Source organism: Fictibacillus enclensis (assembly GCF_001457035.1).
GTDB classification, from domain to species: domain Bacteria; phylum Bacillota; class Bacilli; order Bacillales; family Fictibacillaceae; genus Fictibacillus_C; species Fictibacillus_C enclensis.
The window spans coordinates 1,399,602-1,420,736 of record NZ_KQ758617.1 but is presented as its reverse complement, the minus strand read 5'-3'; the positions used below and the strand labels follow the sequence as shown (position 1 = coordinate 1,420,736).

At 43.8% G+C, this 21,135-nt stretch carries 20 protein-coding genes; 3 read left to right on the top strand and 17 right to left on the bottom strand.

The genetic code is table 11. The annotated features are described in order from the left end of the window. Positions 1 to 32 precede the first annotated feature (32 nt). The gene (locus AS030_RS07415) at positions 33 to 686 is read right to left on the bottom strand and encodes a C40 family peptidase (protein ID WP_061970032.1); all 654 of its coding nucleotides are present in this window, start codon (positions 684 to 686) and stop codon (positions 33 to 35) included. Positions 687 to 955: 269 nt separating this feature from the next. Between AS030_RS07415 and recQ the strand changes: the two genes are divergently transcribed. After that, positions 956 to 3,058 (top strand): DNA helicase RecQ, encoded by a 2,103-nt coding sequence (gene recQ / locus AS030_RS07410; RefSeq protein WP_061970029.1) that lies wholly within the window; start codon positions 956 to 958, stop codon positions 3,056 to 3,058. A gap of 26 nt (positions 3,059 to 3,084) precedes the next feature. Here recQ and AS030_RS07405 read toward each other — a convergent pair whose 3' ends face one another. From AS030_RS07405 to AS030_RS23520, 3 genes are all read right to left on the bottom strand, one after another. Beyond that, positions 3,085 to 3,402, bottom strand: coding sequence for a hypothetical protein (locus tag AS030_RS07405; protein ID WP_141687036.1), 318 nt, complete (start codon positions 3,400 to 3,402; stop codon positions 3,085 to 3,087). A 194-nt stretch (positions 3,403 to 3,596) separates the two neighbouring features. After that, positions 3,597 to 3,803, bottom strand: coding sequence for a DUF6501 family protein (locus AS030_RS07400; protein WP_061970023.1), 207 nt, complete (start codon positions 3,801 to 3,803; stop codon positions 3,597 to 3,599). Between the two features lie 105 nt (positions 3,804 to 3,908). After that, entirely contained in the window at positions 3,909 to 4,052 is a 144-nt protein-coding gene (locus AS030_RS23520) for a 3-methyladenine DNA glycosylase (RefSeq protein ID WP_129475659.1), read from the bottom strand. Between the two features lie 117 nt (positions 4,053 to 4,169). Here AS030_RS23520 and AS030_RS24535 point away from each other — a divergent pair, with 117 nt between their 5' ends. Further along, positions 4,170 to 4,292, top strand: coding sequence for a hypothetical protein (locus tag AS030_RS24535; protein WP_276203845.1), 123 nt, complete (start codon positions 4,170 to 4,172; stop codon positions 4,290 to 4,292). A 63-nt stretch (positions 4,293 to 4,355) separates the two neighbouring features. Here the strand turns inward: AS030_RS24535 and dctP are convergent, their stop codons facing one another. The 3 genes from dctP to AS030_RS07385 all read right to left on the bottom strand — a co-directional run bounded on the left by dctP (position 4,356) and on the right by AS030_RS07385 (position 8,044). Beyond that, positions 4,356 to 5,627 carry a C4-dicarboxylate transporter DctP gene (gene dctP / locus AS030_RS07395; protein ID WP_061970021.1) on the bottom strand — a complete coding sequence of 424 codons (1,272 nt, stop codon included), beginning with the start codon at positions 5,625 to 5,627 and terminating at the stop codon, positions 4,356 to 4,358. A gap of 128 nt (positions 5,628 to 5,755) precedes the next feature. Beyond that, a complete protein-coding gene (locus tag AS030_RS07390; RefSeq protein WP_061970018.1) occupies positions 5,756 to 6,448 on the bottom strand; it encodes a response regulator in 693 nt (230 codons plus the stop codon). A gap of 12 nt (positions 6,449 to 6,460) precedes the next feature. Next, positions 6,461 to 8,044, bottom strand: a complete 1,584-nt coding sequence (locus AS030_RS07385) for an ATP-binding protein (RefSeq protein WP_061970016.1) — start codon at positions 8,042 to 8,044, stop codon at positions 6,461 to 6,463. 119 nt (positions 8,045 to 8,163) lie between these two features. Here AS030_RS07385 and AS030_RS07380 point away from each other — a divergent pair, with 119 nt between their 5' ends. Next, positions 8,164 to 9,219, top strand: a complete 1,056-nt coding sequence (locus tag AS030_RS07380; RefSeq protein WP_061970013.1) for a DctP family TRAP transporter solute-binding subunit — start codon at positions 8,164 to 8,166, stop codon at positions 9,217 to 9,219. 24 nt (positions 9,220 to 9,243) lie between these two features. Here the strand turns inward: AS030_RS07380 and AS030_RS07375 are convergent, their stop codons facing one another. The 10 genes from AS030_RS07375 to pxpB all read right to left on the bottom strand — a co-directional run bounded on the left by AS030_RS07375 (position 9,244) and on the right by pxpB (position 20,919). After that, positions 9,244 to 10,710, bottom strand: a complete 1,467-nt coding sequence (locus AS030_RS07375; protein ID WP_061970011.1) for a UDP-N-acetylmuramoyl-L-alanyl-D-glutamate--2,6-diaminopimelate ligase — start codon at positions 10,708 to 10,710, stop codon at positions 9,244 to 9,246. A 105-nt stretch (positions 10,711 to 10,815) separates the two neighbouring features. Further along, positions 10,816 to 11,061, bottom strand: coding sequence for a DUF2584 domain-containing protein (locus tag AS030_RS07370; protein WP_061970009.1), 246 nt, complete (start codon positions 11,059 to 11,061; stop codon positions 10,816 to 10,818). A 118-nt stretch (positions 11,062 to 11,179) separates the two neighbouring features. Beyond that, the gene (odhB, locus tag AS030_RS07365; protein WP_061971627.1) at positions 11,180 to 12,469 is read right to left on the bottom strand and encodes a 2-oxoglutarate dehydrogenase complex dihydrolipoyllysine-residue succinyltransferase; all 1,290 of its coding nucleotides are present in this window, start codon (positions 12,467 to 12,469) and stop codon (positions 11,180 to 11,182) included. Further along, entirely contained in the window at positions 12,462 to 15,341 is a 2,880-nt protein-coding gene (locus AS030_RS07360; protein WP_061970007.1) for a 2-oxoglutarate dehydrogenase E1 component, read from the bottom strand. The genes odhB and AS030_RS07360 overlap by 8 nt, the downstream gene beginning before the upstream one ends. 315 nt (positions 15,342 to 15,656) lie before the next feature. Next, positions 15,657 to 16,589 carry an EamA family transporter RarD gene (gene rarD, locus AS030_RS07355; protein WP_061970004.1) on the bottom strand — a complete coding sequence of 311 codons (933 nt, stop codon included), beginning with the start codon at positions 16,587 to 16,589 and terminating at the stop codon, positions 15,657 to 15,659. A gap of 126 nt (positions 16,590 to 16,715) precedes the next feature. Continuing rightward, positions 16,716 to 17,282, bottom strand: a complete 567-nt coding sequence (locus tag AS030_RS07350; protein ID WP_061970002.1) for a thioredoxin family protein — start codon at positions 17,280 to 17,282, stop codon at positions 16,716 to 16,718. A gap of 12 nt (positions 17,283 to 17,294) precedes the next feature. Further along, positions 17,295 to 18,470, bottom strand: a complete 1,176-nt coding sequence (locus tag AS030_RS07345; RefSeq protein WP_082635776.1) for an NRAMP family divalent metal transporter — start codon at positions 18,468 to 18,470, stop codon at positions 17,295 to 17,297. A gap of 14 nt (positions 18,471 to 18,484) precedes the next feature. Continuing rightward, the gene (locus AS030_RS07340; RefSeq protein WP_061969997.1) at positions 18,485 to 19,243 is read right to left on the bottom strand and encodes a LamB/YcsF family protein; all 759 of its coding nucleotides are present in this window, start codon (positions 19,241 to 19,243) and stop codon (positions 18,485 to 18,487) included. Positions 19,244 to 19,247: 4 nt separating this feature from the next. Next, complete coding sequence (locus AS030_RS07335; RefSeq protein WP_061969994.1) at positions 19,248 to 20,216, bottom strand: 5-oxoprolinase subunit C family protein; 969 nt, start codon at positions 20,214 to 20,216, stop codon at positions 19,248 to 19,250. Then, positions 20,200 to 20,919, bottom strand: coding sequence for a 5-oxoprolinase subunit PxpB (pxpB, locus tag AS030_RS07330; protein ID WP_061971624.1), 720 nt, complete (start codon positions 20,917 to 20,919; stop codon positions 20,200 to 20,202). The genes AS030_RS07335 and pxpB overlap by 17 nt, the downstream gene beginning before the upstream one ends. Between the last annotated feature and the right edge of the window lie 216 nt (positions 20,920 to 21,135).

Below are 21,135 nucleotides of genomic sequence, written 5' to 3'. Positions count from 1 at the left end.
ACTTAATTCGCTTAAGTTCCCCGGTTTTCCAATTAGATTCGTTTTGCTCCCAAGTAACGCGCCTTCCAATAACTGTTGTCCATGGAAACAATCGATACGCCACTTGAAGAAGTTGCAGAAATAAATTGGTTGTTTCCAATATAAATGCCCACATGGGAGGCACCTGTTGTATAAGTTGTAAAGAAAACAAGATCTCCTGTTTTCAGGGTCGTTACTTTTGTACCCTGCTTGTACATATCTGCCGTTGTTCTTGGCAGCGTAATTCCTGCCGATTTGTTAAAAACATAATAAACATAACCACTGCAATCAAAGCCGGATGGTGATGTACCGCCCCATACATACGGCACACCTATGTATTGTTTAGCTGTTGAAACAATCGCTGTGGCACTATACGATTTCGTGACGCCCAATGCCTTGAATGTTGCCGGCCCGGCAATTCCATCAGCTGTAAGTCCTTTAGCTTTTTGAAAGCTCTTAACAGCGCTTTGCGTATAAGTTCCAAAATAGGTAGTAGGTGTTACGCTATAGGTAAAATAGCCTTTTGTTTTTAACGTTTGTTGTAAATCCTTTACTTCAGTATGTGTCATTCCATATCTCAATGTATGGTCTCCAAGTGCAGCTTGTCCAACAATTGGATTTGCGGCCAATACGCCGGCAATCCCTAACCCCATAAGTAATTTTTTCAAGTCGTACGTTCCCCCTAAAATTTTCTTGCATTACCAATAAATCTATCTTATAAAAATTTCTTAACAAAACTATTTTAGTAAGGTTACAGTTATGTTACAAATTTCTACAAGTTTCCCCTTTTCCCAGCATTTTACATCGAATTTCAGCGGAAACTGAAGAACCTCCTTTTATAAGTTCTGCAGGTTTTTGCTGATTGTTGTATAATTAATCTTTGTCCTTAGTTTTTTAAACCGCAGTTTTACTCTCTCTTTTTTGGAAAGGAGATTTTATGCTTAATCTGGCACAGCAAATATTAGAACGTCATTTCGGCTACCCTTCCTTCCGTCCTGGACAGGAAGCAGTGATCAAAAGCATTTTTCAACGAAAAAACACGCTTGGCATCATGCCTACAGGCGGCGGAAAATCCCTCTGCTACCAAGTTCCGGCGATGCTTCTCGAAGGTGTGACACTTGTCATTTCACCTCTGATTTCCCTTATGAAGGACCAGGTGGATTCTCTTGAAAATGCTGGAATACCCTCTACATATATTAATAGTTCATTATCCGACCAGGAAATCCAGGAACGGTTACAGCAAGCTGAGAAAGGCACGTATCAGCTGATTTATATTGCCCCTGAGCGGCTTGAATCTCTAAGCTTCAGAAGACTGGTTGGACAGATCAATGTTTCAATGATTGCCATTGATGAAGCCCACTGTATTTCGCAATGGGGGCATGACTTCCGTCCAAGCTATCTCAGAATCAAGGATATGCTCAATAACTTATATCCCCGTCCTGTCATCGTTGCCCTGACAGCAACGGCAACAAAGGAAGTAACAGAGGATATATGCTCCCAATTGAATATCGAGGAAATGGTAGTGACCGGCTTTGAACGGGACAACCTTACCTTTTCTATCATAAAGGATGAAGTGAAACGGGAATTTCTATTAAAATATATTGAAAAAAACCAATCCAGCCCGGGAATCATTTACGCCTCCACAAGAAATGAGGTGGACCAGCTTCACGGGTTGCTCGTTAAACAAGGCTATCGCACGTCAAAATATCATGCGGGGCTGTCGGAAGAGGAACGTTCCGAATCTCAAAACCAGTTTATCTACGATGATACTTCCATCATGGTCGCGACCAATGCATTTGGAATGGGAATCAACAAAACGAATGTCCGATATGTGATTCATTACAACCTGCCACGTAATCTTGAAGCTTATTATCAGGAAGCAGGACGTGCCGGAAGGGATGGGGAACCAAGCGAATGCCTTCTTTTCTTCTCTCCACGGGATGTACAGCTTCAAAAGTTTCTGATTGAACAAGGAACACAGGATGAAACAAGAAAAGGCAACGAATACAAAAAACTTCAGTTGATGACAGACTACTGTCACACCGAACAATGCCTCCAGCGGTTTATAGTGGAATACTTCGGAGATGAACCCGCCTCTGATTGCGGCAAATGCGGAAATTGTACAGATGAGCGTGACCAGAAAGAGATCACCACACAGGCACAAATGGTTTTTTCCTGCGTCAAGCGCATGAATGAACGTTTTGGAAAAACAGTGGTCGCCCAAGTGCTTAACGGATCACGTACTAAACGGCTTCAGGAGCTTGGGCTGACTTCCCTGTCAACCTATGGACTCATGAAGGATCTTTCTCAAAAAGAGATCATGCAGCTGATTGACTATTTAACCGCGGAAGGCCTGCTTCAATTATCCGACAGTCAATATCCGGTGTTAATGCTTACCCAGCGTGCTGTCCATGTACTCAAGGGGGAAGAAAAGGTTTATCGGAAGGAAAAACGGCACATGGTCGTCAGGGTTGCCCAAAACAACGAACTGTTTGAGCACCTCAGAGCCTTGCGAAAGGAACTGGCTGATCAAGAAAATGTTCCTCCTTATGTTGTGTTTGCTGACAGTGCACTAACGGAAATGAGTGAGAAAATCCCGCAAACGGAAGAAGATATGCTTAAGATCAAAGGGGTTGGCCAGGTAAAATTTGACCGATATGGTTCCCTCTTTCTTGATGCGATAAAAGCCCAGACAACAGAGACAGCCGTAACTGAGAGAAAAGCAGACACCCATCAAAAAAACAGTCATCTCGAGTCCTATGCTATGTTCAATGAAAATCACACCATTGAACACATCGCAAAAATCAGAGGCCTTTCTAAACAAACGGTTGAAAACCATCTGCTCCGATGTGCGGAAGAGAACGTGAATTTCGACTGGAACAGGATCATTCCCGAAGGGGAGGAAGAAAAAATTCTGAATGCGATCGAAACGCTGGGTTCTGAAAAATTAAAGCCATTAAAAGATGAACTTGGTGATGAAATTTCCTATTTCACCATCAAAGCAGTGATCGCCAAACATCGTACACAGCCGATCCATTAAAAAAGGAAGCCATCATGGCTTCCTTTTTATACTTCAACACCTCTTCGCTTTTGATCAAGATAAAATTTGGTTGCCCAAAGACTAATCAGCAGAATAAGCTCGGACGCATTGGTTACAGCCGTGCTGTTCAACTCCAGAGGAATGGCGTTTCCTGCCGTCATGATAGCCGCCCCTGCAAGCATCCAGATCCAATGCTGCTGCTTTAAAATATAGAAACCCGCAGCCAGCAATGGGATAATAGTAATGAACACCATGAGCGGCGGGCCGCCAGATTCGGCATTCACGTAGCGTAGTGCACCAAATTTTTCTTCCACTTTCAATTTTACGTCCTTTGTTTCCGTCACGATTTCCAGCACAATCAGCAGTACAGTGAATGCGATAAATGAGCGTTTTGCACTCGGTTTGGTTGGTCCGGTAAAACCCCATCAACAGCAAAATCACGTAACCTATCGTAAAGAAGGCATAAATCCACGAATCCATCATTTTATCCTTCACCGGAAATTTTTAATAGCAAACAAAAAAGCAATGAGCACTTAGCTCATTGCACCTCTTGAAAATAATCTTTATAAAAACCGCCGATCTTGCCGGAATTGTCCAATACGAAATAAAATTCGTCAGTTTCGTTTTTCACTTCATACGTTTTTCCTTCTGTGAGCACACGGTTAACCATATACTTCCCAGCGTTCGTATGTACACATTTTACTTTTTTAACGGTTTCTTTGTTATTCCATGCTTGATGAATCATTTTGGTCCCTCCTTATCTGGTCACCTATTATTTTAATGGAATATCCTCTGTTTTTAAAGTGAAGAAAGCAAACAAAAAGAAAAGCCTGATGCGTTTCAGGCTTTTCTATTCGAAATCATCAGGATTTTTGTCTTCTTTCCTTTTTTCAGATTTATCAGGATCGCGCTGAGGATCAATATCCTGATGTCTCGTTTCCTTCTCTTTTTGTTCTACAGACTCATTATTTGATGGGTTCTTGTTTTCAGTCATGTCCATCCCTCCCTGTCGATAGAAATACTGTACCCTTTTTATCATGATTTAAACGGTTTTAATCTTCTGCAGCAGGGAAAACAAACTGTACATCAAAAAAGAAGAAGCTGATTCATCATGGCTGATTCAAAAAATAACAAAGAAGGTCTTCTTGAATATGAAAAGAAAGTACATAGCAACCAGAAGCCTACAGACTATTCAGCAAACAAAAATCGTCTGGCGGACGAACAAAACCGCTAAAAAAGTTGAGGAAAATCACCGAAGATAGAAAACAAAAAAAGCGCCGGGAGGGCGCTTTTTTTATTATGCGGTTTTACTTGCAGCTTCGAGATCAAGTACTGCGCGTTCGCTCTGTTTCTCATCAAACTCTTTCTCACTTTTGGAAACCACAATCGTAGCAATCCCATTTCCGATCAAATTCACAATCGCACGGGCTTCACTCATAAAGCGGTCAACACCAAGCAGCAATGCGAGCCCTTCAACAGGAATAACCTGCATGGCGGAAAGTGTGGAAGCAAGGACAATAAAACCTCCTCCTGTTACAGCAGCAGCTCCTTTGGATGTAAGCATCAGAACGGCAATAATAGTTAATTGCTGGGTCAAGCTTAAATCCACATTGAATACTTGAGCCAGAAAAACAACAGCCATGGAAAGGTAGATGGAGGTTCCATCCAGGTTAAACGAATAACCGGTTGGAATGACAAGACCCACAACGGATTTTGAGCAGCCGAATTTCTCCATTTTATTCATCATGCGCGGAAGCACCGATTCAGATGAACTTGTTCCAAGAACGATCAGGATTTCATCTTTAATGTATCTCAGGTATTTCCACAAGCTAAAGCCGTACATTTTACAAATAATATTCAATACCACAACAACGAACAGGAACATGGTGGTGTACACCGAAATCATCAATTTTCCAAGCGGCAGAAGAGAAGCAAGTCCGAAATTGCCGATCGTAAATGCCATCGCGCCAAAAGCGCCAATAGGTGCCGCTTTCATAATGTAGCCCACTACATTAAAGAAAATCGTAAGCAGTTTATCAAAGAACTCAATAACAGGCTTCCCTCTGTCCCTTAAGGCTGTTAACCCCACTCCAAACAAAATGGAAAAGAAGAGAACCTGCAGGATATCACCTTTGGCAAACGCATCAACCATGTTGCTCGGAACGATATGGGTGAAAAAGTCGATCCAGTTGATACCGCCTTCTCCGCCTTCGGATGTGAACTGAGAAACATCACCTTTTTGCAGCTTATCAAAGTCCAGTCCTGCCCCAGGCTTAATAATGTTAACAACAATAAGGCCGATCACCAGAGCAAACGTCGTTACTACTTCAAAATAGATAAAAGCCTTTCCTCCGACTTTTCCTACTTTTTTCATGTCCCCCATTTTCGCAATCCCTAATACAATGGTAAGAAAGATAATCGGGGCAATCACCATTTTTACCGCATTGATAAATGTATCACCGAGCGGTTTCATTTGCTTACCGGCATCCGGCCAGAGAAGCCCTACTGTAATACCAAGAATAATGGCAATTATGACTTGGAAGGTCAGGTTTTTGAATAATGGTTTCATGGTTTTCCTCCTTATGAAAAACTGAAAGCGTTATCACCGATAAAACGATGATAACGCTTTCTGAAAATTTAGTGAATATTTAGGTGATATTGTCCTTTTTGGTCTTTTTGGTCTTCCTCTGTTTATTTCTACCTGTTTTTCATTAAATACCGGTTGATTGGCCTGCCCACCCCTCCATATTGGACGTCCAGCTTAATTTCCCCGGTTTTCTCCAGGTATTCAAGATACCTTCGTGCGGTTACCCGGGCAATGCCGACTCCTTCTGCTACTTCTTCTGATGATTTCCCTCCCGATTGGTCTTTCAAAAAACCGATAATCTGCATGAGTGTATTTTGACTCAGCCCTTTTGGTATCTCCTCTTGTTTCCGTTCGGAAATGGTCGCTACCGACAGCAAAGCATCGACCTCTTTCTGTGACATTTCTCCTTGCGTATTTAGCTGCAGCCTGTATTCCTTATACCGTTCAAGCGCTTGCTGGATTCTCTCAAATTTAAACGGCTTAATGATATAATCCACCGCTCCCTGCTGCAGCATGGTTTGTATGGTCTGCCGGTCATTTGCCGCGGAAATTACGATAACATCTACCTTAGATTTTTGTTTTCGAATCTCGTGGATGGTATGAATGCCGTCCTGCTTCGGCATATAGATGTCAAGAACGACGAGATCGGGCTGCAGTTTCTTGATCTTTTTTAACCCTTCCGCTCCGTTTGCGGCCATTCCCGTCACCTTGAAGCCAGAAACCTTTTCAATAAATGCCCTGTTAATTTCCAAAACCATGGGGTCATCCTCTATTAACAATACGTCAATGCTATTTTCTTTCATCGCAATGCTCCTTTATTTCATTGGAAATGTGATATAAAAGCTGGTTCCGCCGCCTGGGAATGTAGAAAGAGAAATCTCTCCTTTCCCCTTGTTCACGATATCCTTCACCAGATAAAGCCCAATCCCGAGTCCCTCTTCTCCTTTCGTAGTGACTCCTTTTACAAAGATATCGGGAAGGAGTTCCTCTGGAATGCCAGGTCCGTTGTCTTCAACCAGCAACGCGCATACTTCATGATCCTGTTCAATACTAACGTCGATTTTTTTCAGTGAAGTATCGGACTCATTCAGGGCGTAAAATGAGTTTTCAATCAGGTTTCCGAGGATGATGACAAAATCATGCTCATTCAGGTGAGGTGGAAGATGCTGCAGATGGCTTTGACTGTCAATGATGACCTCGATTTTCAGTTCTTTCCCTCTGCTCACTTTGCTTAACAGCAATCCGGCAATACTGTCGTTCCGGATATTTTTTGTAATCAGCCGTGTCAAGCTTTCCTGTTGTTTCGTGATGTCAAACACATACTGCAGCGCCTGTTTTTTTTTATCCAGCTGAATAAGCCCGGCAATCGTATGCAATTTGTTCAAGTGTTCATGATTTTGAATGCGAAGGGCTTCAACAAAGGCTTTAACCCCGGTCAGCTCTTCCGCCATTTTCGCCACTTCTGTCCGGTCCTGGAAAATTGCTACCGCTCCTATCACCGATTTGTCCACTTTAATGGGAATCCGGTTGCTTATGATGATGTTTCCGCTCACATTGATTTCTTGATTAAACACCGCTTTCCCGTATTCAATAATCTCAGGCAAACGGGTATCGGGAATAACACTCCGGATCGGCTTTCCCAGAGGATGGCCGGTCACATCAAAGATGTCTTTTGCCCTTTCATTAAATATAGTGATCTTCTCATTCATATCAATGGCGATTACCCCTTCATGCATGGCATGAAATGCAGCGGTGCTTTCTTCATACATGCGTACGATCTGATGGGGCTCGAGTTCAAACATTTGCTGTTTAATATGCCGTGCAAGCATCCAGGAACCCAAAAGTCCAAATAAAAGGGTCAGGAACATAATCAATGCAATTTGTGCTTTCAATCCCTGTAAAATTTCAAGATAACCGGGAAGAATGTTGCCGACGATCACAACACCAACCTGTTCGAGCTTATTATTTTTTATTGGCATAAAAGCGCGGACAGCAATTCCTAGATCTCCTTTCGCTTTGGAAAGATAGGTATGATCTGCAAATGCTGGGCCTTCATCCTTACCTGTAGACGATGTGCCGATCAGGCTTTGAACCGGATGGGAGTAGCGGATGCCCTCCATGTTTAAAACAACAATATAATCGGTGTTATTGATCACCCGGATGTTTTCCACGATGGGATTGATCACTGCCGCGCCGTTCTTTTTCTGAATCTGTTTTTGTACCTCTGGCAGCTGGGCAACCGTCCTGGCAGTAATCATCCCCCGCTTTCCCAGCTCCTCTTCTCTCATATCAACGATTTTGCCGGTGATTATAATTCCACCGATCAAGAGGGAAAAGAGAACGATTCCAAAAGAGAGAAAAATAATTTTCCATCGGATGGGCAATTTTAGAACATTCATGACTGTCTTCCTTCCTTAAATTCTACAGAACATTGTATCATGGTTTTAAAGATATGCTAGACTGTAAAGAGGATTAAAAGCCTTGATGGAAAATTAAAGGACGTGGAGAAAAGAATAGCATGAAAACATTTTTAGGAATCGCCTTATTTCTTATCACTGGCCTGCTGCTTTCATTTTATATAGGTTTTCATTTTGATTTTTCAGAGCGAAAGCTGGTATCCGATGATGACCAGGAAGGAATTAAAGAGCAGATTGTCATAAAATTCAGTCATGTGGTGGCAGAAAATACACCAAAGGGACTGGCAGCCCGAAAATTCGCCGAACTTGTAGACCAAAAATCAAACCATAAAGTTAAGGTAGAGGTTTTTCCAAATGGCAGCCTTTATTCGGACAAAGAGGAACTTCATGCTCTTCAGGAAGGAGACGTACAGATGATTGCTCCTGCCACCTCAAAGCTCGGAAGCATATCGCCCAAATGGCAGGCTCTTGATCTTCCGTTTGCATTCCCATCTGAAGCTGCGATCAATGAAGGATTGGACGGAACAATCGGAAGAACGCTGCTATCTTCGCTCAACAGCCATAACATTAAAGGACTGGGGTTCTGGGTGAACGGGTTAAAGCAGATCACCAACAAAGACCATGCGATCATCTCGACTGATGATTTTAAGGATCGGAAATTCAGGATCATGTCGAGCTCGGTCCTGAAGAAACAGTTCAATCTTCTTGGCAGCCAAAGCGTTCCGATGGATTTTAATGAAACATACAGAAGTTTGGAATCCGGAGAAGTGGATGGAGAAGAAAATACAATTTCCAATATCTATTCCAAAAAATATTATAAGGTGCAAAATTACATGACCATCAGTAATCATGGATTCCTCGGGTATGCCATCCTGATCAACAACGATTACTGGAACTCGCTGCCACGAAATGTACAAACCATTATTCAGGACGCGATTAAGGAAACGGTAGCCTGGAATCAGAAGCATTACATTTCCATGAATAAAAAACAGCTGAAATCAATTAAAGAAGAATCCGATATAGAGATTCATACACTGAATGCAGAAGAGAAGAAGAGGTGGATAAAAAAACTGAAGCCCCTTTATCAGCAGTATGAACCTGCTGCAGGAAAAAAACTAATTCATGATATTGAGCATCTTCAGTATAAATACCAGTAAAAAAACGCCTCTCACAGAGGCGTTTTAATATGGAAGCGCAAGCTGTTCCTGCTGCAAAAACTGAATGGTTTCTTTATCGTTGGAAGCGGGAAGCTGGAATTTTTGTTTGTAGGTTTCCTGGCCCTTTCCTGTAACAAAAACCCAATCTCCTGCTCTGGCTTCTTTCCATGCATATTCTATGGCTTTGGTACGGTCAGGGATAACAATGGCATTGTCTTTCGCATCGTTTTCTTTCAAACGTTCCAGGTCACTGATCATTTTTTCCTCAGGAACCCTATTCAAGTCATCAAAGGTAAGTATAAGCTGGTCGCAAACAGAGGAACAAAGGGAAACTATTTCACTCCGCTTGGTCACATCCCGGTTCCCCCTGAAACCTAATATATGGACGATCCGCTCTGCATTTTCTCGTTTGGCGGTTTGATAACAATACTCTATAGCATCCTTTGTATGGGCATAATCCACGATAAATGTAGCACCTGAAGTGTGGCTGTATGTTTCAAACCGGCCTGGTACACCGGGGAACATATCCAATGAAGCAATCACCTTTTCAAGCGAAAGGTTCATTTTTGAAACGGTCAGCAGCGCGCCGATTGTATTCCAAACATTATGAAGTCCCGGAAGCGGTATTTGAAAAATATATTCCAGTGATTCTTGTTTTAATTTAATTAATGGGAAGTATTCTGTACATACATGGATGAGTTTCATATCATCACGATCATCTGAGCCAAATGCATAGACGTCATGTTCCGTTGCTTCAATTTGATGTTTGAGCTTTCTTCCCCATTCATTATGCGAAGCAATGACCGCAGCACCATTTTTCTTTAGTTGTTTAAATAGTCTGGATTTCACATTGAAATATTCCTCAAGACTATCATGATAATCCAAATGGTCATGCCCAAGATTGGTAAAAAGCGCATAATCAAACAGTATCCCTTCCACACGCTGCTGTGCAATGCCATGTGAGGATACTTCCATAATCACAACTTCGTCACGGCTCTCGGCAAGGAGGGCTTGCAATTCGAGAGGATCAGGTGTGGTATTTTTTGATTGAATCCTTTCATTATTTATGATGTTATGAACCGTTCCGATCAAAGAGCAAGTTTTCCCTGCTTTTTCAATCATGTGCTTTAACAAATAAGCAGTGGTTGTTTTACCGTTCGTCCCAGTGATTCCAATCATTACATGATTTTGATAGGGATGCCCATAATACTGACTTGCAAGGTGTGCCAGTGCTTTTCTTGAGTCGGGTGTCTGGTAGTACGGGACATCCAACCGGGGCGGTGGCAGTTCACCGACAACGGCAACAGCCCCTTTATCGATCGCTTGCTGGATGTACTGATGGCCGTCTGTTGCAAATCCCTTAATCGCTACAAACAGGTCTCCAGGACGGATTTTTTTTGAATTAAATTGAATAGCGTTGATTGATACGGAAGGAAGATGATTCACACGGTCAGTGATGGTTATTACTTTTAGCAGTTCGTCCAATTTCATGCTTGCGTGCTCCCCTTTTACTGTAGATTGAGCTCTATACATATCATTTCGCTAAAAGGGGGATTTTATCGTACTTCCATTCGACATATTTCGATTTTTGATTTATTAATTTACCGTATTCAAGTCAAGCAGTTCATAAGTAAGCTCTGTTTTGCCGTTCTTCCAAGTCATTTCGTTGATTTTTGCAATCGCTACTGGCTTGGTTTCTTTTGTTTTGCGAATTTCCAGCGGAATATCCAGCGGGTAAAGTCGGTAACCTTCTTTTGTCAGTGTGTATAGGTTTGATGATTTCAACCGAATTTCTTTATTCTTTGTCACGATCATTGTGTTCAATTCCATCGGCATGCCCATAGGATACAACCCCTTTGTTTTTTATTTTCTCTATCCTATTGTAATGCGGGAGCATTCTTTTGCCTACATTTTTGCAAATAAAAAACGCCAGGGAAACCTTTCCCCCAGCGTCATCAAATCAGCCCTGAAGCAATAGTGATTCAGGATCTTCGAGCATTTCTTTTACTTTTGCAAGGAAGCTTACTGCCTCACGTCCATCAACGATACGGTGATCATAAGAAAGAGCAATATACATCATTGGACGGTTTTCCATACGTTCTGCGTCAATGGCTACAGGACGTAATTTAATGCCGTGCATTCCGAGAATACCAACTTGTGGGGCATTCAAAATCGGAGTGGACATTAGGGAACCAAAGATTCCGCCGTTGGTGATCGTAAACGTACCGCCTTGAAGCTCGGAAAGCGTCAATTTGTTGTCTCTTGCTTTTTTACCAAGAGAAAGAATTTCTTTTTCAATACCGGCAAAAGAAAGCTTGTCAGCATCACGTACAACTGGTACTACAAGCCCTTCTTCAGCACCAACTGCGATTCCGATGTCATAGAACTTCTTAAGAAGCACTTCATCTCCCTGGATTTCAGCGTTAAGAAGCGGGAACTGCTTCAATGCGCCGACAACCGCTTTTGTAAAGAAAGACATATAGCCCAGCTTTACATCGTTCTGCTGCAGGAAAGCGTCTTTTCTGCGTTTACGGATGTCGTTGATCGCAGTCATGTCTACTTCGTTAAACGTGGTTAGCATTGCAGCAGTTTGCTGAACTTCAACCAGTCGCTTAGCAATCGTTTGACGACGGCGGGAAAGCTTCATGCGTTCTACCGGTTTTCCTGGTACATCCGCAGTTTTAGGAGCACTTGCCGGTTTCTTCTCAGGTGCCTTTGCTGGTTTTTGTTCCGGCTGGGCAGCTTTTTCGGATGCTGCTTTTACATCTTCAGGGCGTACGCGTCCAAGCGGGTCACGTGCTTCAACCTTGGAAAGGTCAATGCCAAGCTCACGAGCAAGCTTGCGTGCTGCCGGAGATGCCAATGGACGATCTGTTTCTTTTCGCTCTTCAGCTGGCTGGGTTTCTTGCGGCTGCTTTTCCTGTGCAGTTCCAATAGGTTCAACTGCAGGCTGTTTTGCTTCCTCTTTGCTTTCAGCAGCTTCGGGAGCTTGTGTTGCTTCACCGCCAGCTTCTCCATTTTCTTTCAATACAGCAATAACGTCTCCCACTTCAACGGTATCGCCTTCTTCACGAAGAACTTCCTGGATAATACCATCATAGTCAGCGCTGATTTCAATATTGACTTTATCCGTTTCAAGCTCGACGATGTTATCGCCCTTCTTTACGTTGTCACCAACATTTTTCAGCCATTGTGCGATTGTTCCTTCTGAGATGGATTCTGCTAATTCTGGTACTTTAATTTCAATCACGTTCATTGCCTCCCTCTTGAGTTATCGGTTTTACTTGCTCCGCTCGTAATGCAACTGTCACGATACGTTCTTGTTCTTTTTTATGGATATCAGGATCTCCGCCTGAAGGGCTGGACCGGTCAGGGCGTCCAATGTACTTAACAGTAGCGCCAGCCGGTGCAAGGGCACGCAATTTGGACTCAATGTAAGCCCAAGACCCCATGTTTTTCGGCTCTTCCTGTACCCAAGCGACTTCCTCAAGATGAGGGTAGCGATCAAAAATGGCCTTGATTTCATTTTTAGGGAACGGATACAGCTGCTCAACACGTAAAACATGTAGATGATCCAGCTTTTCCGTTTTTCCATCTGCTTCTGTAGCAAGGTCGATTGCCACTTTCCCCGTAGACAGCACGATTCGTTTTACCTTATCCGTGTTCTTTCCAAGTCCTTCTTGTTCAACAACTGGATTAAATTGTCCAGTGCCAAGGAGCTCTCCAGGAGAAGATGTTCTTGGATTTCTAAGCAGGCTCTTCGGTGTCATAATAACCAGCGGTCGAACCTCATCCTTTCCAAGAATAGCAGCCTGGCGGCGAAGAATGTGGAAATACTGTGCAGCGCTTGAAAGATTCGCTACAGTCCAGTTGTTTTCTGCAGCCAATTGAAGGAAACGTTCAATACGGCCGCTGGAGTGCTCTGGCCCTTGTCCTTCGTAACCATGTGGCAGAAGAAGAACGAGTCCTGACTTTTGACCCCATTTAGCTCGTCCTGCAGAGACAAATTGGTCGAATAAAACTTGCGCCGCATTTGCGAAGTCACCATATTGTGCTTCCCAAAGAACAAGCGTTTCTGGAGCAAACACGTTATAACCGTACTCAAATCCAACAACAGATGCTTCAGAAAGCGGACTGTTATGAATGCCGAATGACGCTTTCACCTGCGGGATATAGTGAAGTGGTGAAAACAGCTTGCCGTTTTTGCTGTCATGCAAGACAAGGTGACGCTGGGCAAACGTTCCACGTTCAGAATCCTGGCCGGTAATGCGGATAGGTGTTCCGTCACTCAGGATGGATGCAAACGCAAGGGTTTCAGCCAAAGCCCAATCGACTTTGTTGCCTTCATCCAATGCATTTCCTCGTCTCGCCAGAATTCTCTCCAGTTTAGGATAAACGGTGAATCCTTCCGGACGTTCAAGAAGGGCCTGGTTGATCTCTTTCAATTGATCTAAAGCAACAGAAGTATCCACTGCCGGGATTCCTTTTACAATGGACTCAGGAACCTCCACATCTTTTACTTCTCCGTCTTTTGAAACGCCTTTTACTTTTTCATATTCCGCCTGAAGTTTTTGTTGTACTTCATTATCCATCTCGTCGCCTTTTCCTTCAGGAATAACGCCATCAGCTTCCAATTGCTTGGCGAACAGGGCGCGGACGGTAGGATGGTTGTTTACTTTTTCGTATTTTTCCGGCTGGGTAACAGCTGGATCATCCATTTCGTTGTGACCAAAACGTCTGTATCCAATCAGATCAATCAGGAAGTCTTTTTGGAACCGCATACGGTATTGATAAGCGAGCGTTACGGCTGCGATACACGCAATCGGATCATCAGCGTTCACGTGAACAATCGGAATTTCGAATCCTTTTGCCAGGTCACTTGAATATTTCGTAGAACGCGAATCCGCACTCTCGGTTGTAAAACCAATCATGTTGTTGGCGATGATATGAACCGAACCGCCTGTCTGATACCCTCTGAGCCTGCTGAGGTTCAGGGTTTCAGCAACGATTCCCTCACCAGGAAAAGCCGCATCCCCATGAATGGAAATCGCAAATGATTTATTTACGTCCTGCTTTGGATAGCCTGGCTCTGTACGCACCTCTTGAGCGGCTCGTGTATATCCGCAAACCACCGGATTAACAAATTCAAGGTGGGATGGGTTATTTGCCAATGTAAGTGTTGCTCTTGCTGTGCTGGATTCCTCGATGGAGCGGTCTGCACCAAGGTGGTATTTAACGTCTCCTGTCCAGCCAAAGTTAATGCCTCTGGAACCTTCAGAAGGAATAAGCTCCTTGTTCGGCGAATGATGGAATTCTGCAAAAATCTTCTCGTACGGCTTGCCTAAAGTATGGGCAAGCACATTCAGCCGGCCGCGGTGAGCCATACCGATCATGATGTTGCTGGTGCCGCCTTTCACGCTTTGATGAATCATATCATCAAGCATTGGCACAAGAATATCCAATCCTTCAATGGAGAAACGTTTTTGCCCTACAAATGTTTTGTGCAAAAACTTTTCAAAGCCTTCCACTTCAGTCAGGCGCTGTAATAATTCAATCTTTTCTTCATTTGTCATATCAGGATAAATATATCCTGATTCCACCATATTATTTAACCAGGTTTGTTCTTCCTCTACATGCACATGGCTGAATTCGTATGCCATGGACTTTGTATAGATATCCTTCAAACGCTGGATGGCTTCCAGGCCATTTTGAACGTCTCTTGGTGCTTCCGCCCAAATCAAAGAGGCTGGAATCGTTTTCAAGTCCGCCTCACTTAGCCCATAATGGGATGGATCAAGCAGTTTAATGTCTTTAGACACTTCTTCAAGGGGATGAATTTCAGCTGCTAAATGTCCGTAAACACGGATATTCTCAGCGAGTTTTGAAGCTGCCACGATTTTTCTGATGGATGTTCCGCTTTGTGCTTGTTGAAAGTTGGCAGATTCTTGATTTGCTTCATCAGAAGATGGTGGCGGACCCCACTCTTCAAACTGTTTTCTTAGTTCCTCATCAACTGAACTGGGATCAGCTGAATACTGCTCAAACAGTTCAATGACATAACCAAGGTTCGGTCCGTAGAATCCCTGCCAAGGAGAATCCTGGCTTGGACGGTTTGTACTCATCGGTTGATACCCCCTGCTGCATTATAATTGCAAATTTTAACATCTTTACTAGGAGAACGACTAGAAGTTCTCAAAATGCCTGTTTTTAATCGCAAAAGCAAACCTAACTTCATTGAATTACATCCCCTGAATGTACAACAACAAAACGATTTTTTACAAATCTCGGTAAATTTCTCTCTTTTGCATTAAAGCGAAGGTATATGTCGAACTTCTGTATTAAACGTTTTCATGGTTATTTTAGCACAGTCTGAGCATAGGTCAAAAGTAAAGTTACAAGAAAAATGACCGGAAGTTACGAATTCCGGCCGAAAATTGTCATATTCCGTATGTTTTCTGCTTATTTTTAGGCTGTAAGCGGGCCAGCCACCTTGTTTTGGAAAATGAAAAGATAATTAGTGCCAGCCAAATCAGGAAAAAAGAAAACAGACGCGTCTTCGAAAAATCCTCATGATACAAGAAAACGCCCAAAATAAGCATGATCGTAGGAGCTATATATTGCAGAAACCCGATCATGGAAAGAGAGATGCGTTTCGCTCCCTGGGCAAAGCAAAGCAATGGAATCGCCGTGACGACCCCCGCTCCCATTAGTAACAGGGTCACAGTGCTGTTTTGGGCGGCGAAGGCTTCTGTACCCCTTTGCTGCGCGAAAACGATATAGGCGAGCGCCAGAGGCGTTACAAACATCGTTTCATACGTCAGTCCAATAATAGAATCGAAGCTTCCTACCTTTTTGGCCAGCCCGTATAAGCCAAAGCTTAATGCAAGCGATAATGCAACCCATGGGAATCTCCCATACTGAAACGTCAAAAGGCCAACGCCGGCCAGGGCAACAACAAAAGAGGCCACCTGCCATGCATTCAATTTTTCTTTTAAAACGATGATACCCAAAAGAACGCTGATCAGCGGATTAATATAATACCCAAGGCTCGCTTCAACGACGTGGTTGGAGTTGACAGCCCAAATGTAAATCAGCCAGTTGGCACTGATCAGCAGCGAAGAAGCCAGCACGGCAAAGAAATGTTTTTTATCAAGAAACAGGCTCCGCAAATTTCCCACAAATGCCGAGGTTCTTTTCATGACCAGAATGATCAGCAGCATAAATATAAAAGACCAAATGATGCGGTGGGCCAAAACATCACCTGAACCAGCGGATTGCAGCGGTTTCCAGTATAGCGGCAAAAATCCCCACATCAAATAAGAAAGTGCAGCGTACCAGATGCCGACAGTTTGTTCATTTTGACTTCTCATGGCAGTAACCCCTATTCTCTATCAGATTTTTCTTACTCAATTATAGTGCCGTCGGATCGAAAGGCAAAATACTTTGCCCAAACAAAAAAGCCGCTCAAATTGCTAAGCAGCTCCTTGTCTTTTACATTAAACTATAAGTTTTTCCAACTCATTTTTAACGCTGTGATTGACCGATTGCCAAAGGTCTTCATCACTCGTCAGTTTTTCTTTAAAGCGTCTGTACATCTCCTGCTGTTTTTGTTCAAATGCCGGATCAATTTTGGAAGGAAGGTTGCCCCTCTCTTGCTCGATCAGGGTTTGCACCTCTGGCGCTCTTGGTCCCCATACTGCTTTTTCGTTCCCATCCTGATCCATAAAGATAAACTTTGGAATGGCGCGCGACGTCCTATTTGTCAAATACTGATCCATCAGCTCCAAGTTTTCATCTCTAATTAAATATTTCAATTCAATTCCGGCATACTCGGCAATCCGTTCAATGATGGGTACACAGAGCATCGCATCCCCACACCAGTCCGCCGTAAGAACAACAGCCTTGAGCTCTAGCTTCGGAAGTGTCTGGTAAAAGTCCTTGTCTTCCTCGGAAAGTGTAAAACGGTTATAGATGGACTGCAGTTCCTCCTTGTTGACGGTCATGCTATCCACATATTCTTCTTTCGTTAAACCTTCCTGAAACCACTCGTTTAAGCTTTTCATCCGGTATCACCTCTACAGTTTCAAAAATGCCATGACGCCCATCACTGCCATCCCAATGGATATAACAGCGCCAACAAGCGTCATCCACAGGGGATGTTTGTAAGAACCGACGATATTTTTATTATAAGCGGCAACCAGCATCACTCCAAGAGTAATCGGAAGAATCAAACCGTTTAAGGCGCCGACGAACACGAGTAATTTTACTGGATTCCCGACTTGGATGAAGATAATCGTGGATAAAAGAATAAAAACTACAATGAGCAGGTTACCGTACTTTTCAAGCTTTGGATGAAATGACCGGATAAAAGATACTGACGTGTACGCAGCACCAACAATGGAGGTAACAGCCGCCGACCACATGACAATACCGAATATTTTATAGCCAATATTCCCCGCTGCATGCTTAAAGACCGATGCAGGAGGATTACCGGGATCCAGGGTTACGCCACTTGCAATCACACCGAGTGCCGCCAGGAAAAGAAAAATACGCATGATGGAAGCAATACCGATGGCTGAGACCGCACTCTTATTCACTTCCCCAATAGCCTTTTCTCCCTTGACACCAGCGTCCAACAGCCTGTGTCCGCCGGCAAACGTAATATAGCCTCCGACTGTTCCGCCTACAAGTGTAACAATGGCTGCAATATCAATCTTATCGGGAACAAACGTTTTAACCACCGCTTCACCGACCGGCGGTGTTGAAACAATGGCTACATACACGGTGAGAGCGACCATGACAAAGCCTGCAATCAGGGCAAAACGGTCCATCGCTTTGCCCGCTTCCTTCACCAGAAAGATGGAGATGGCAATTGCTCCGCTGATCGCTGCTCCAGCTTGCGGGGACAGTCCGCCAAAGATAACGTTCAGTCCTAGACCAGCTCCTCCGACGTTACCGATATTAAAGGCAAAACCTCCAATCATGACAAGCAGGGCGATAAAATAACCCAGGCCCGGTAAAAGTGTATTTGCAATATCCTGGGCCTTACGTTCGGATACAGCTATGATTCTCCAAACATTAAGCTGAGCACCAATATCAAGAAGAATGGATATTAAAATAACAAACCCAAAACTTGCAAGCAATGATTGAGTAAAAACTGTTGTTTGTACTAGAAATCCGGGTCCGATGGCAGACGTTGCCATCAGGAATGCCGCTCCCAGCAGGAGCTGCCAGTTGCTTTTTTGTTTCATCTGTTTTCCTCGTTTCATCCGTAATTTATGCGTTGAACGCCTTCTTTCTCAAAAGCTGAATTGATTTTCTCGGCAAACGAAAGTGCGTGCTCACCGTCTCCATGAATGCATATGGTCTCAGCCTTTATGGAAATATCGCCAGCATGAGTGGTCACCTTGCCTTGCTTGACCATTTTAATGACCTGGTTCACGGCGTCTTCATCGTTTGTCAGCAAACTGTCGGGCTGGCTTCTCGGAGTGAGTGTGCCGTCCGGCTGATAGGTTCTGTCAGCGAACACTTCACTGCAAGTCTGAAGGCCTGCTTCGTTACCCGCATTGATCAGCTCACTTCCCGCAAGTCCGAAAAGAATAATGTCAGGATTCAGGTTATAGACAGCATCAGCAATCCCTTTGGCCAGGTCTTTATTGACAGCCGCCATGTTATAAAGCGCTCCATGGGGCTTGACATGGCGGATTCTTCCGCCTTCTGCCTGGACAAACGCATGCAATGCACCTGTCTGGTAAAGTACATAATCATAAGCTTCCTGAGGTGTGAGGGAAAAATTCCTGCGGCCAAAACCAATCAGATCAGGGAGCCCGGGATGGGCGCCAACTGCCACGTTATTATTCAGTGCCAGCCTGACCGTCTCCTTCATGATGGAAGGATCCCCCGCATGAAAACCACAGGCAATATTAGCGGAAGAAATATGCTCCATCATTTCTTTATCATGACCAATTTTATAACGGCCGAAACTCTCTCCCATGTCACAGTTTATATCCACCAAAAATTGCATGTTCTCACCCTTCTCTGTTTTTGAGTCGAATTCCTGTCTGCAAGTAGTTGAGCTGTATTTTTTGAATGATGTAATTGATCTGTGCTTCCTCTTCGGAAATTTCCTGAAATACGATCCTGTCCCCCGGCTTGGCCTGTGCCAGCTTGGGCAAATCGACAAAAGCCGTCTGTGCAATCTTGGGATAGCCTCCGGTTGTTTGCCGGTCAGCCATCAATATAATAGGGTTTCCTTCAGACGGTACCTGAACAGTGCCAAACAATACGGGTTCTGACAAGATTTCTTCTTTCCGCTCCAATTGAAGGGATGTCCCTTCTGCACGATAGCCCATTCTGTCTGATTTGGTGGTGATCGTAAATTCTTTTTCAAAAAATGCTTTTTGGCTTTCCAATGTAAAGTAATCGAAATGCCTGCCTTTTACCGTGCGAATACGCCCCATATTTTCATAGACCGTTCGCAGGCCCCGGCTCATCTTCCAATTTACTGAAACAGGCTTAAATGTTGGTTTGAAAGACCCCGTTTTCAACCGGTCTCCCTCTTTCAACGCTCTTCCCTGATAACCCCCGATACCTGCACGAAGGTATGTGCTCCTGCTCCCCATTACCAGCTCTGTATCGAATCCACCAGCAACCGCAATATATGCCCTGCATCCCCATTTACATTTACCGAATTCAAGGACATCATCCTTATTCACCTTATAAGGCCGCCAGTTTTGAATACGTTTGCCATTTAAAGAAGGAGTAAGATCCCCTCCGCATACGGCAATATAGGTATCGGTTTCAAACGTAATCCGCGGTCCCAGAAGGGTTGCTTCAAGGGTCGCTTCATTTTCGGAATTTCCGACAAGCAGGTTGGCTGCGGTATGTGCGAAAGGGTCCATGGCGCCGCTGGCAATTACGCCAAATTGCTGATAGGAATACCTTCCCAAATCCTGAAGGCTTGTCAGCATTCCCGGTTTATCAATCGTGATGCTCATGTTCAGCCTCCCTTGCATGGTATTCATCTCGCGTAATTTCATAAAATTTAACTTGATCCCCGGCTTGTAACAAAACAGGAGTTTCCAGGTCAGGTGTAAAAAGCCTTGCCGGTGTTCTGCCGATCAGCTGCCAGCCCCCCGGTGTTTCAATGGGATAAATGCCGGTCTGCTCCCCTGCAATGCCGACACTTCCTTTTGGAATGGACAGCCGCGGTGATGATAGGCGAGGAGCTGCGATCTCCTTTGCCATTCCTCCCAGGAACGGGAAACCCGGTGCAAAACCAAGCATATACACGTAATATGTTCTCTCAGTATGTATTGATATGACTTCCTGTTGGCTTAGCCTGTTGATCCCTGCTACGTTTTCTAGATCAGGGCCAAAGTCACCGCCATAACAAACAGGAATTTCAATAGTCCGGCCGACGGTGACGTTTTCTTCCGGCATCGATTCGATCCTTCTTTTGATTTGTTCAACCGCCAGTTCAAACGCTGACTTATTAGGATGGATAAATTTCATAGGATCATATAAAACAGTCAGCGTGGTATAGGCAGGAACCGTTTCAATAAAGCCGTCAAACGGATGATCGTTCAGCCATTTTGCCGTATTATGAATTTGAAGATTCACCTTCTTGTCCATGACAGAGCCAAATTCCAGGAGAATCCCTGCTTCTCCAAAGCTTAAATAGTTAATATTTTGAAACATTACAGCATCCTTTCCCAATCCATTTAATCCCCACTATACCTAGATACCCGATAAAAAACAATAGAATTCTGATAATGGGAAATAATTCAATTCTTCTGCGATTATTCCCCACCGGCCGGTAATAAATTATTTCCAAAAGGGTGTTTCCCCTTATTTTTCCCTATTTATTTTATAAACAATCCAGTAAAAAAAACAAAAACGGCCTGAACGGCCGCT